Annotated in this window: 10 protein-coding genes and 1 pseudogene; 5 read left to right on the forward strand and 6 right to left on the reverse strand. The window is 68.8% G+C overall.

Annotated elements, in window-relative coordinates:
* Positions 1–26: 26 nt before the first annotated feature.
* Together U7230_RS08640 and U7230_RS08645 are read right to left on the reverse strand one after the other, a co-directional pair.
* A complete protein-coding gene (locus U7230_RS08640) occupies positions 27–1,370 on the reverse strand; it encodes a DUF1670 domain-containing protein (RefSeq protein ID WP_324715444.1) in 1,344 nt (447 codons plus the stop codon).
* Positions 1,367–2,911 carry a DUF1670 domain-containing protein gene (locus U7230_RS08645; RefSeq protein WP_324715445.1) on the reverse strand — a complete coding sequence of 515 codons (1,545 nt, stop codon included), beginning with the start codon at positions 2,909–2,911 and terminating at the stop codon, positions 1,367–1,369. Before U7230_RS08645 ends, U7230_RS08640 begins: the two co-directional genes overlap by 4 nt.
* Positions 2,912–3,394: 483 nt before the next feature.
* Between U7230_RS08645 and U7230_RS08650 the strand changes: the two are divergent.
* Positions 3,395–3,928, forward strand: a pseudogene (locus U7230_RS08650) (isocitrate/isopropylmalate family dehydrogenase); the annotation flags it as partial.
* 105 nt (positions 3,929–4,033) lie between these two features.
* Positions 4,034–4,543 carry a GNAT family N-acetyltransferase gene (locus tag U7230_RS08655; RefSeq protein WP_324718216.1) on the forward strand — a complete coding sequence of 170 codons (510 nt, stop codon included), beginning with the start codon at positions 4,034–4,036 and terminating at the stop codon, positions 4,541–4,543.
* A 578-nt stretch (positions 4,544–5,121) separates the two neighbouring features.
* On the opposite strand, the gene U7230_RS15500 is transcribed toward U7230_RS08655, so the two are convergent.
* The 4 genes from U7230_RS15500 to U7230_RS08670 all read right to left on the reverse strand — a co-directional run bounded on the left by U7230_RS15500 (position 5,122) and on the right by U7230_RS08670 (position 8,754).
* Complete coding sequence (locus tag U7230_RS15500) at positions 5,122–5,634, reverse strand: GntR family transcriptional regulator (protein ID WP_404980497.1); 513 nt, start codon at positions 5,632–5,634, stop codon at positions 5,122–5,124.
* 95 nt (positions 5,635–5,729) lie between these two features.
* Positions 5,730–6,968: an IS256 family transposase gene (locus U7230_RS08660; RefSeq protein WP_324715440.1), complete on the reverse strand. Its 1,239-nt coding sequence runs from the start codon at positions 6,966–6,968 to the stop codon at positions 5,730–5,732.
* A 200-nt stretch (positions 6,969–7,168) separates the two neighbouring features.
* A complete protein-coding gene (locus U7230_RS08665) occupies positions 7,169–7,660 on the reverse strand; it encodes an ATP-binding cassette domain-containing protein (protein ID WP_324715447.1) in 492 nt (163 codons plus the stop codon).
* A complete protein-coding gene (locus U7230_RS08670; protein ID WP_324715448.1) occupies positions 7,657–8,754 on the reverse strand; it encodes a LacI family DNA-binding transcriptional regulator in 1,098 nt (365 codons plus the stop codon). The genes U7230_RS08665 and U7230_RS08670 overlap by 4 nt, the downstream gene beginning before the upstream one ends.
* A 294-nt stretch (positions 8,755–9,048) precedes the next feature.
* Here U7230_RS08670 and U7230_RS08675 point away from each other — a divergent pair, with 294 nt between their 5' ends.
* The 3 genes from U7230_RS08675 (at position 9,049) to U7230_RS08685 (ending at position 12,303) form a co-directional block, all read left to right on the forward strand.
* A complete protein-coding gene (locus tag U7230_RS08675) occupies positions 9,049–10,278 on the forward strand; it encodes a DNA methyltransferase (RefSeq protein ID WP_324715449.1) in 1,230 nt (409 codons plus the stop codon).
* Positions 10,279–10,298: 20 nt separating this feature from the next.
* Positions 10,299–11,654, forward strand: coding sequence for an NCS2 family permease (locus U7230_RS08680; RefSeq protein ID WP_324715450.1), 1,356 nt, complete (start codon positions 10,299–10,301; stop codon positions 11,652–11,654).
* A 79-nt stretch (positions 11,655–11,733) separates the two neighbouring features.
* Positions 11,734–12,303: a hypothetical protein gene (locus U7230_RS08685; protein ID WP_324715451.1), complete on the forward strand. Its 570-nt coding sequence runs from the start codon at positions 11,734–11,736 to the stop codon at positions 12,301–12,303.
* The last annotated feature ends 107 nt before the right edge of the window (positions 12,304–12,410 follow it).

The following is a 12,410-nucleotide window of genomic DNA, read 5'->3' on the forward strand; positions in this document are numbered from 1 at the left end:
GCTGGCTCGGGCGGTCCGGCGCGACGTCACGCATGGTGAGGAAGCGCACCAGGGAGCCTCACCCCCCGCCCACGCAGGTAATCCCGCATCGTCTCCACGTCCTTGAGGTGGCGGTCGATGAGGTCCAGGTACTCATCCACCAGCGTCTCGCCCCGTCCCAACGCCCGGGCGATGAGGGAGGGCGGAAGCCCGTAGAGGTGGAGGATAAGGACGCTGTCAAACGCCTTCAAGTAGGCGTCCACCGAGCGGGGGTGGTGGTAGGTGTGCCGGGCGATCTCCAGCACCGACATCCCCTGAAGGTGGAGGCGCACGATGAGGTCCTTGTGGGTCAGCGTCCGGCCCATGTCCAGTACCGTGCCGGGACAGGGCAGGATCACCTGGTGCTGGCGCTGGTACCAGTCCAGCGCCCGGGAGACCGTAGCAATCGACGTTAGGAAGATCCACTGCAGCTCCATGTGCGACAGCAATCCGTCCTGCGTATAGGCCTCCACCATCGCTCGCCCCATGCGCCGGCCGTAGCGCTCCATCAGGTCCTCGTACGTGCGGGGCGGGTTGCGGCGAAGCCGGCGGCTCTCCTCGCCGGTGATCCAGGTGATGATGACGGGCGCCAGCGGTTGATAGCGCGTCGGCTGCCAGAGGCTACGCCCGCTGTCGACATGCATGGCCGCCAGCGGCATCTGACCGGTCGCCAGCACGGAGACCCGCGGGCAAAAGCGCGCCCGCAGGCCCATGAGATCGAGCAGCATGGGCTCCTGGACAGCCGGTGCCATGCCGGCTTCGTTGCGTAGAAAGGCCTGAAGCTTGGCCAGCGTTTCCGGGCGGTGAGCCGGCCGCGGCGGGTCCCGCTCCACCCACCGCCGGGCCCGCTGGGCGTCCAGGGCCGCCAATGGTTCCCCCGTCAGCCGGGTGGATCCCCATGGCCGCTCCCGCCGTGGGCCGTAAACGGGGCTGGGCTTGGGCCCCGAAACCCGGTGCCCGGTTCCTGGCCAGAGACGCCGCAAGAAGGCCTCCACCTGCCAGCGCGGTGCATCGGGAAAAAGCACCCGGTAGCGCGCTTCGCAGCGGGCGACGATATCCCGTCGGATGACGTCCCAGCGCTCTCCGGCCAGGGCGCGATCGAGGTCTTCCTCTGTGCGACGCGGCAGCACCAAGGGACCCTGACCGGTGCGGATCAGCAACTCCCCCGGCCGCACCCGCTGCACGCCGCGCCGGCGCTCTTCGGCGTCCAGCTCCCGGTTGACCTGCTGCACGATGGCCCGCGCCAGCCGGCTGTCCCGGGAGAGGTCGTAGCGCTCCACCAGCAGCCGGACCTGGGCGTTTTCCAGGGTGCGCTCCCGTAAGGGCCCCAGCACCTCCTCCCGCCCCATCATCGCCTGCCCTCCCCGATACGGGAAGGCAAAGCCCCCTTTTTCGCCCGGAGCACCGGCTCCCGGGCGAAGACCTGGCGAAGCTGCGCCAGCCGGAACAAGTAAGCCGGCTGGTCGTAGCGACGGTAAAGCTCCAGATACGCCTCCACCAGCCGCATCGAGCGCCCGGTGACCCGGCGGATCATGACGGTGTTGAGCCCCCGGTCGGCCAGCATCATCACCCGGGCAAACTCCTTCAAATACGCCTCGACGCTTTCGTAGCTGTGGCCGGTGCGGTCGACGATCTCGCTTTCGGTGTGCATCTGCAAGTAGAGCTCGACGATGCGGGTCCGGTGGGTGACGCCCCGACCGATGTCTTTCACCCGGCCCCGGGTCGGCACCACCACCTCTGGATGGGCCTGCAGCTGGCGGCGGATGGCGTCGACGTGGATCCCCATCAGCACCGCCAGGTCCGGCAGACTCAAGAGCGCCCCTTGGGCCCGGGCCTCGGTGGCGTAGCGTACGAGGCGGGCAAACTTGAGTTCGGCCACCCGGGTGGGATGCTCGCTTTGCGGGCCGAGCGCCAGATCCGACGCCGTCAGCCAGCTCAGGCGTACCGGTACGTGACGGGCCTCTTCCAGCCGCGCCCGAGCCCCCTCGTCGGCGCTGATGGCCAGCATGCAAAGCTCCCCGTCCCGAGGCGGTCGGCGGAAGGAAGCCGCCAGCTCCTCAAGGCGCGCCCGGTAAAGCCGGGCCGCCACCGGCGAAAATCCGTAATCCCGTGTAAGCTCCTCTTCGATGGCCGGCCCCGCGGTTGCCTCGTGCGGCAGGGCGCGACCATAAGCATCGAGCAGCTCCCCCAGCCGCGGCCGGCGCCGGTGGCGTCGGGCCAGTTGCCCGAACTGGCTCACCTCCTGCAGGCTGAGCCCCTGCCAGGCGGCGACGGTGTCCATGTCGTGTCCTGCCTCCATGGCTTTGACCGTGGCCGCAAAGCGCCGCAGGATCGCCTCCCAGGCGGCCAGGGGGACTCCCCAGTGGCGCCGCAGGTGCTCTGCCTGCCCCTCTGCCAGGTAGCGAGCGACCAAGTAAGGCTCCCACATCCACCCGCCGGCACCCGGATCCTTCGTACCCACATGGGGCAGCCAGATGCCCTCCCGCCGCAACGGCGCCAGACGTGCCTGCAAGGCCGTAGGGGTCAAATTGGCCCACGCGGCCAGCTCCGCCAGGCTGGCCCAACCTCCCTGGCGGTAGGTCTCGTGCAGCCACCGCACCAGCCGACCCCGCTGCATGGCCGCCAGGCCAAAGGCCTCCCAGGCCTCCGTGTCGGCGCTCACGTCCACGGCGCTGACCATGCACGGCCTGCGGTAGCGGCGGCTATACCGGCGGGACGGGGTGGCCGGCACCGAAAGCTGCACCTGTCCGGGCAGCGCCGAAGCGCCCAACCCTCTCAGCCACTGGACGCTGCGAGCCGCCAGGACTTGCGCCTCCAGCTGGCTGCGCCCAAAGCCCTCCCGCAACTCGCGAGCCAAAAGCCCCGGGAGGCTCTTGGCCTGAACCGAGTGCATTTCGAAACGAATCCGCTCTCGATAACGCCTGGTCCGCCCCAAGGTCTCACCCCCGCTCTAATGCGTTAGCTCTGTCAAACCCAACCTATCACATCCCCGCTATCCCAACTTAGACAGTCAAACTGGCCGGGGCCGTCATGACGGGGCTCCAGGAGACGGGTTGCCACTACGCGACCCGAAGAGCCGGGGGGAGCGGGACGCCGAGCGCCTGCAGTAACCGGCGTTGCTCGTCAGTGAGGCGGCTGGTCCGATAAACACGGTGGCGTCCCACCGCCAGCGAGGTTGTCCCGTAGTCCGTAGAAATTGAGATGGCGGCTCCCCGAACCCCTGTGGTAAAACAGGGGGCGAGCAAAACCCAACGGATGGGAGGAGCCGCCGATGCCAGCATACCATGTGGTGACGCCCGAGGGGAAGGTCCGCAAGGTCAGCCGCCATCAAGCGAAGAGCTTGCCGTGGCTGCCGGAGAAGGTCGAGATCCCCTTGCGCCGCCTCACCTCGGCCACCAAGTCGAACGCCATCAACTACACCATGCCGTTCTGGGACGAGGTCTTCCGGGCGATGGCCGCCGAGTACCCGGAGGTGGCCACCGACCAGTACCACGTCGACGCCCTGGCGGCCCGCTTCGTCACGCACCCTCACCGCTTCGGGGTGGTGGTGGCCTCCAACCTCTTCGGCGACATCCTCACCGACCTGGGCGCCGCCATCGCGGGCAGCATCGGCATGGCGCCCTCGGCCAACCTCAACCCCGAGCGGGAGTACCCCTCCATGTTCGAGCCCATCCATGGGTCGGCGCCGGACATCGCCGGCAAAGGCATCGCCAACCCCGTCGGCCAGATCTGGTCGGGAGCGCTGATGCTGGAGCACCTGGGCCACGAGAGGGCGGCTCGGCGCATCCTCGCGGCCGTTGAACACGCCCTGGCCGAACGAGGAGTCAAGACGCCCGACCTGGGGGGCTCCGCCACCACCCGCCACGTGACCGACGCGATCCTCGCGTCGCTGCAGGAGGTGGGCGGCTAGTGGGCCGAAGCCGATCCCCGGGGTGCTCGCCCTTCGAAAGGCCGAACGCAGATGATCTCCTCACGATGCCACAGGCCTCTGCTGAAAACCTCGCGCCTTGTCCTGATGGAGGCAACACCGGAATTGCTGCCGGAGCTTCTCCAGGTCTTCGCCAGCAATCCCTTCTATGTGAGCCTGACTGAGGGCCCCGACGGGTACGACCTGCCCAAGCTGCAGCGCGACTGGGAGGTGGCCGCAACGACCCCCGGCCGCCACATGTGGGCGATCTGCCGTAAGCCCGACGGTGCGGCTGTGGGGATGGTCGACTTCCTGGACGAGAACCCCTCGGATCACGTCCCGTGGATCGGCCTGCTCATCATCCGGGGCGACCTGCAGGGCCAGGGCTACGGCACCGAGGCGCTCCAGGCGCTTCTCGACCACTTCCGCCGGGATCGGGGGTGGACGACGGTTCGCATCGGCGTCATCGCCTCGAACACAGCCGCCCTCGCGTGGTGGCAGCGGCGGGGTTTCCAGCCCATCGGAACCGTGCACCGCCGCCTCCCTGCCGGCGAATGCGAGATCGTGCGCCTCGAAAGGCGTCTCGACACCGCCGCGCTGCCCCGGCGGGCTCCATGACGCCGAACCGACCCTGCCGGCCAACACCTTCTCGGAGAAGGCAGTCAGAGCAGCAGTCACAGCCGCCTCTTCCTCGACACCGCTGGCCCCTAACTTCGGGATCTCGGGGCGGTCCCGGGCGCGAACGGTCCGCCACAAGCCGCACTCAGAACCGCAAGGGGATTCGACAGCACGATGACGAGGCCGACGGCAGAGGAACCAGACTGCCATGTAAGGAGAGCCGGGGGCTCTGATCTCCTCGACCACCCGATCAGCCGGGCGGCCATCGGGGCCCGGGGCGTCCTCAGCTTCACCCGTTTGCTACTCCTCCCAGCGCCCCGCCTCCCCCGACGAAGCCCCTTGGAGGAGATAACCAGCGGGGTAGCCGAGCCACTGCAGGTGGAGGTGCTGGTCTGGGAGCCACCGAACCCGTACCGGTTCGAACCAGTTGGCCTGCCTGCTCTCGGGTGAGGCAAGTCAGACAAGCCAGCGACCGCGGTCCCTCAGCCGAGACACTCAAAGCAGAGAAGGAAGCCAGGCATTTCTGGGCCGGAGCCATACCCACTTTCGTTGCACTGGATAGGAGGCTCGCCCGCCCATTACCGTCGCAGGCCCTTGGACGAGTCCCCCGAGACCTTAGCTTGTCGTGCCTCACCGGCGGTATTTCCAAGGTCCACGTAAAGCGTATACCGGTCGCCGCGCAGGAGTGATTCGGCGTATTCGACAAGGTACCCATCTCGCGACCGCGCAAAACGTCGCACCGCAAGGCACGCACTCCCGTTCGGGAGCCCGAGGAGGTTAGCGTCGTCGCCGGCGACGACCACCGCCGTATATTCCTCTCTTCCCTCCGTCGGTCGTCGACCAAAACAGCGTTCCATAGCTTCATACAGCGATCCGCTAGCAACGCCGGGGTCATCCATCAGCGCAGCCATCTCTGGGCGCAAGTAACTGGTTTGCAGGGCGATGGGCTCACCGTCGACAAAACGCCTGCGAGTGATGCGTACTACCAAGTCACCCGTCGCAACGCCGAGCGCCGTAGCCACATGCCTGGTAGCGCTCACCATGCCCGCGTACAACAGTTCCGTAGCCAGGGAGTGTCCCCTCTGGCGCATCTCCTCGTGGAAACTAATCAAGCCGTCCAGGCTACGTGGGATGGATAGCGTCCCCGCAAGTGGTGTAAATTGGGTTCCCACTTGAACGTCACCCGTTACGCCGCGATGTCAGGCAGCTGCGGCATTCCCTCGCTTTCACCCCCTGTCGTTCTTTGCCGGGCAGCATAGAGCTTGGCCATGGACTCCTGGCTGAAGTAGCGCCGGGACGCCATCCACTCTTCGTGCTGCTCCTGCAGCACCGCCCCGATCAAGCGCAGCGCAGCCTCCGGGTTGGGGAAGATGCCCACGACGTCCGTGCGCCGCCCGATCTCCCGGTTCAGGCGCTCCAAGGGATTGGTCGAGTAAATCTGCCGCCAATGCTCGGGCGGAAAGGCCATGTAGGTCAGTACGTCCTCGGCCGCCTCCAGCAGCCGCTCGGCCGCTTGGGGAAAGCGCCGCCTCAGGCTCTCGGCCACCTTTTCCAGCTGTTCCCGGGCCAGCGCCGCATCGGGCTGCACGAAGATGGTGCGCACCAACGCCGCCACCATGGCCTGGGCCTGCTTGGGCACCTGGGCCAGGAGGTTGCGCATAAAGTGCACCCGGCACCGTTGCCAGCTGGCCCCGGCCAGGATCTCCGCAATGGCCCGCTTCAGGCCTTCGTGGGCATCCGAGATGACCAGCTGCACCCCCTTGAGGCCCCGGTGCACCAGGTGCCGCAAAAACTCGCTCCAAAACTCGTAGCTTTCGGCCTGGCCGATGGCATACCCCAGGACCTCCCGCTCCCCCGTCTCCCGCACCCCGATGGCCACCACCGCAGCCATGTTGACCACCCGGCCGTCCTGGCGGACCTTGACGGCCTTGGCGTCCAGCCAGACGTACGGGTACTCGCCGGTCAGCTCCCGCTCCCGGAAACGGGTGAGGTGGTCATCGAGTTCCTGGCACAGCCGGGAGACCTGGCTTCGGCTGATCCCCTCCATCCCCAGGGCTTTGACCAGCTCGTCCACTTTCTGGGTGCTCACCCCTTCGACGTAGGCCTCCTGGACCACCGAAAGCAGCGCCTTTTCGGCCCGCCGGCGGGGCTCCAGAAGCGACGGGAAGTAGCTGCCTTCCCGCAGCTTGGGGATGCGCAGGGGGATCGTCCCGACCCGGGTGTCCCACTCGCGGTCCCGGTAGCCGTTCCGCTGGGTCTTGCGCTGGGGCGAGCGTTCGTAGCGCCCCGCCCCCACCTGCTGGCTCACCTCCAGCTCCATAAGGGCCTGGGCCAGCAGGCGGACCCCCTCCCGCAGGGCGTCGAGCTGGGGGTCGTCCTGGTACTTGCGCAGCAGGTCCAAGAGTGCGATGCTGAGATCGGTCACCGGCGGCGATGCTCCCTTCGTTGTGACGGTGCTGTCTGTCACCTCGTAGGGAACCCGCTGGTGACCGTTTTTGTCAAGGTCCTCCAGCCCTCCGCCCGACCCCTTCCCGAGGCTCCGGCCTACGGCCTCCGCCTCGGGAAGCCTCGCGCGATCCTCCTGTTGATCACGCGTGCCCGATCGATCCGGAGGAATTTACACCACTACCAGGGACTATAGCTGCTGCCCTCCGCGACGGTGAGCTCGCCGACCGGCGTGGAGGGGTCGAGGTCGAGACCGAGCCGTGAGAGCACGGCGCGGGCTTGCTGCTCCATCCAGCGCCGGGGAGCCCGGCCGAGCACCCCCACCGCGAGCACGTCGAGGAAGATGTTCTCGGCCACGCTCAGATCGTTGACGAGGGTAAACTCCTGGTGAATCACCCGTACGCCGAGCCGCTGGGCGTCGAGGGGGCTCCTGATCTCGGCACGCCGGCCGCGGACCAGGATGCGGCCCGCATCCATCGGGTAGACCCCGGTCAAGATCTTGACCAGGGTGCTCTTGCCGGCCCCGTTCTCGCCGACCAGGGCATGGACTTCCCCTGCCCGGACGGCGAAGTCCACCTCGTCGAGCGCTTGCACGCCGGGGAAGGCTTTGCTGACCCGCTGCATCTCGATGAGCGGCGCTCCGGCGGCCTCCCGCCGTGTGACCTCCTTCATGGCACCTGCCGTCCTCGCCCGCGAGGTTCGCCGTCTGGGGCGCCGACCGGTCCGGGCGCCGGGATCTCGGGCGGCGGGACCACCTGGCCCGTGATCGAGCGCACGACGGAAGACTCCCGGACGACCAGCCGGGGCTCGAGCCAGACGCGCTGCGGGGGAAGCAACGGGTCCGCCAGGCGCCGCAGCAAGAGCTCGGCGGCCGCCGCCCCCATTTCGTACTTGGGCTGGGCCACGGTGGTGAGTTTGGGGCGCACCCTCACCGCGTACGGGATGTCGTCGTAACCGGCGACCGCGATGCCGGACGGCACCGCCACTCCCACTTCTTCAAAGGCAGCCATCGCGCCGAGGGCCATCAGGTCGTTGGCGGCGAAGACCGCGCTGGGGCGCACGGGACCGTCGAGCAGCTTGCGTGCGGCCTGGTACCCTCCGTCCTCGCGGAAGTCGCCCTCGACCACCGCCACCTGGCCGCCCGCCAGCCGCCACTCCCTCACCGCTCGCTGAAAGCCGGCCAGCCTGTCTCGGGCGGTCTTGAGGCGGAGGGGGCCCGTGATGGTCGCCACGCGCTGGTGTCCCAGGGAGAGCAGGTGGCGGGTCGCGTGGTAGGCGCCGCTCTCGTTGTTGGCCACCACCAGGTCCGCCTCGACCTCTTCGCAGGCCCGGTCGACGAGCACGAGCGGCACCTGTAGCTGGCGGAAATGGGCCGTGTCAGGCGAATCGCTGCTTGCCGCCACGGCGATGACGCCGTCCACCCCGCGGCCGAGCGCGCGCTGGAGGTAGGTCCGCTCCTTGTAGTGGTTGTCGTCGGTGTTACCGACCACGAGCTGCAGGCCGTGCCCCGCCAGGACGTCCTCGACGCCCCGGGCAACTGCCGCGAAGAAGGGATTGGTCACGTCGGGCACGAGCAGGAGCACCAGGTCCGTGCGCCGGCGGGCCAGCCCCCGCGCCAGATGGTTGGGGACGTAGGAGAGCTCCCGGGCGATCTGCAGTACCCGCTCCCGCACCTCGGCCCGCACGTACCCGGACTGGTTGAGCGCCCGTGAAACGGTGGCCACCGACACGTTGGCCCGCCGCGCTATGTCCTGGAGCGTCGCCACGGGCTCCTGTACGCCCCTCCCCGCCTTGTCGCTCGCATGCCGGGCGCCCCTCCCCGGGCGCCCCGATATGAAAGACTATGTAACCCTTTACATAGCATTTCAGCATTCGGCGCCACGCTCTGGGTTCCTGCTCGAAGCGTGGTGCAGAAGCGCGTCTCCGGTGCAGGAGGGTGCCGCCTTGCAACCCATGGTGGTCTTGCAACCCATGGTGGACTGTGGGATCCTCATGCACGAGGGATCGCCGCCGGCAGCGAGGAACGCGCCGGCGACCGGGCACGCGCAGGAGGCCGCCCATTGCGCAAGCAGCAGGAACTCTACGGAGAGCACGCACCCTTCACCGCGTTCGACACGGTGGGGCCGGACACCGACCTGTCCCAGCTCGACCTCAACTGGCGGGAGCAGGACCTCCCCCAGCACGAGCGTACCCGCCACGTGCACGGCCTGCACCCGTACCTGGGCAAGTTCATCCCGCAGCTGGTGGAGATCTTCTTGCGCAAGTACGCCCGGGAGTCGGTGGTCGACCCGTTCGCCGGCTCCGGCACGACCCTGGTGGAGGCCAACCGGCTCGGTTTTCGTGCCATGGGGTGCGACGTGTCGGCGTTCAACTGCCTGCTGGCCAGGGTCAAGACCGCCCGCTACGACCTCGCCCTGCTCCGCCGGGAGATGCACGACGTCCTGGCCCGCACGGAGTTCGAGCTCTTCAAGAAGAGCGCAGCGGTCGGCGGCCTCGACGGGGCCGGCGACGGGACGCCGGAGGTGCCGGCGCGGGGTTCGGCGTACCTGCGGCGATGGTATGCGCCGCAGGCGCTGGCGGAGCTGCTCACGTACCGTTCCTTCATTCCCCAGTACCACTACCAGGACGTGCTCAAGCTCGTGCTGTCCCGGGCTGCCCGCTCCGCGCGCCTGACCACCCACTTCGAGCTCGACTTCCCGGCTGAGCCGCAGACGACGCCCTACTACTGCCGCAAGCATCACCGGATCTGCAGCCCGACGACGCAGGCGCTTGCCTTTTTGCGCCGCTACACGGCGGATACGCTGCGCCGCATCGAGGCGTTCGCCGCCGTGCGCACGCAGGCGCCCGTGGAGGTGGTGTGGGGGGACGCCCGGGACGTGCGGTTCCCGCCGTGCGACACCGTCGTCACGTCGCCGCCGTACCCGGGGCTCATCGACTATCACGAGCAGCACCGCTACGCTTACGAGCTCCTGGGGCTGCCCGGGCTCCAGGAGCGGGAGATCGGCCGGCCCAACGGTGCCGGCGGGCGGCGGCGCCTGCTCGCCGAGTATTACCGAGGGATCGCCGACGTTTTCGCCAACGTGGCCGGCTCCGTGCGGCCGGGAGGGCACGTGATCATCGTGGTGCACGATCGGGACGACGCCTACGTCCGGCTCGCCGGGGAGCTCGGGTGGGAAGTGGAGTCGGTCCTGACCCGCCACGTCAATCGCCGCACGGGGTTGCGCAGCGGAGAGTTCTTCGAGCGCGTCTACGTCTGGCGCAAGCCGGACGGAGGCAAGCCGCAATACTAGCGACAGAAAGGAACGAGCGTATGGCTACCTCAGAATCGACCCATGTCTCGGAGCAGGCCTTCGGCGAGCCCGGCCCCCTCGAACGCCGCTTCCGCCTGCGAGAACGCTCCACGACCGCGGGGGCCGAGGCGGTGGCCGGCGTCACGACCTTCATGACCATGGCGTACATCCTCTTCGTCAACCCCTCCATCCTGGGGGCGGCCGGGATGCCGGCCGAGGCGGTGGCGGTGGCGACCGCGGTGGCCGCCGGGCTCACGACGCTCGCCATGGGGCTGTACACCAACTACCCCTTCGCGCTGGCTCCGGGCATGGGCCTCAACGCTGCGCTCGCCTACGGGCTCGTGCTGGGCCAGCACGTACCGTGGCAGACGGCCATGGGGGTCATCTTCGTGGAAGGGGCCCTCGTGACGCTGCTCGTGCTGACCAACGTGCGGGAGGCGGTCATGGACGCCATCCCCCTGGCCCTCAAGCGGGCCATCGGCGCGGGCATCGGGCTTTTCATCGCGTTCATCGGGCTGACGCAGTCGGGGATCGTGGTGCGCAGCGAGGCGACGCTGGTCACGTTCGGTTCGTTCACGGATCCGAAGGTGCTGCTCACCTTCGGCGGGCTGCTGGTGACGGCGACGCTCCTGTCGTTGCGGGTGCGGGGCGCCATCCTGATCGGCATCCTGCTCACGGCGCTGGCAGGGGTGCCGCTCGGCATCACGCAGTGGCCGCAGCAGTGGGTGCGGCTGCCGCACGCCGGGTCGTTTTCGACGTTCTTCCAGCTGGACGTCGCCGGGGCGCTGCAGCTCGGGCTGTTGAGCGCGATCTTCGCCTTCATGATGACGGACTTCTTCGACACCATGGGCACGGTGGTGGCCGTGGCCGGCGAGGGAGGGCTGCTCGACCGGGAGGGGCGGTTGCCGGGCATCCGCCGGGTGCTGCTGGTCGACTCGCTGGCGGCGGTGACGGGCGGGCTGGCCGGCGCCAGCTCGGTGACGACCTACGTGGAGAGCGCCGCCGGCGTGGCCGAGGGCGGCAGAACGGGCCTCTCGTCGGTGGTGACCGCGGTCCTCTTCTTCCTGGCCATCTTCTTCGCCCCGGTGCTGGTGGTCGTGCCCCCGCAGGCGACCGCGGCGGCGCTGGTGGTCGTAGGGTTCTTGATGCTCGGGACCGTGGTACGGGAGATCCACTTCGAGCGGTACGACGAGGCCTTCCCGGCCTTCATCACGTTGTTGACCATCCCGCTCACCTACAGCATCGCCAGGGGGATCGGCTACGGCTTCATCACGTACGTCGTCATCAAGCTCCTCACCGGGCGCCCCCGGGAGGTGCACCCGGCGCTTTGGGCCGTGGCGGCCCTCTTCGTGCTGAGCTTCGTGTGGGCAAGCTGAGCCCGCAGGGGCAGCGGCGACTGCCGGCGAAGCATCCGGGGTGGCTCCCAGCTCCTTCCCTTTCGAGGAGGCAAGCGGCATGGAGGTCGTCCCGGCTCGTTGCCGGCGTCGAGCCCGGTCCCGGCCCTGGTCTCCATCCCGGTGGTGGCGCGCCCTGGCCTGGTTGCCGCTCGCCCTGGCGCTCGCAGGGGGCGCGGCCGGCGCGCAGGAGCCGTCTGCGGCGCCTCGACCCGGCGCCACGACGGCTCCGTCCGTCTCTTCGGACAACGCCCCGCCGGGCGGCAACGCCGCCTCGCAGGAGACGTGGGATCGGATCGGGCAGCTGTTCGCCCAGTTCATCGACAGCCGCATCGACTCGCGGCTCGACGCCCGGCTGGATCAGGTCTTGCCGGCCAAGCTCGAGGGGCCGCTCGGCTCGCTCGACGCCCGCATCACCCGGATGGCCGGCGACTTCCGGATCTCCTTGGAGTCGAGCCAGTCCAGGATGGCGGCGATCGAGCAGCAGCTCGCGACCCTGGCACGCTCGCTGGAGGAGAAAGAGGCCGAGGCTGCCCGCCTGCAGGCGCAGGTGCGCTCGCTCGACACCCGGCTCTGGATCGCCACCGGCGTGGCCGCGCTCGCCGTGGCACTGGCCGTGCTGGTGAAGTAGACGGCCGGCGCAGGCCGGGCGTGGGCGCTCCGGCACCCAAGGGCGGCCGTCCATGGGCAGGCGTTGCAGGAGCTTTACCCGTTCGATACGGCCTGGCACCAGGCTCG

Source organism: Limnochorda sp. L945t (assembly GCF_035593305.1).
Taxonomy (GTDB): Bacteria; Bacillota; Limnochordia; order Limnochordales; family Geochordaceae; genus Carboxydichorda; species Carboxydichorda subterranea.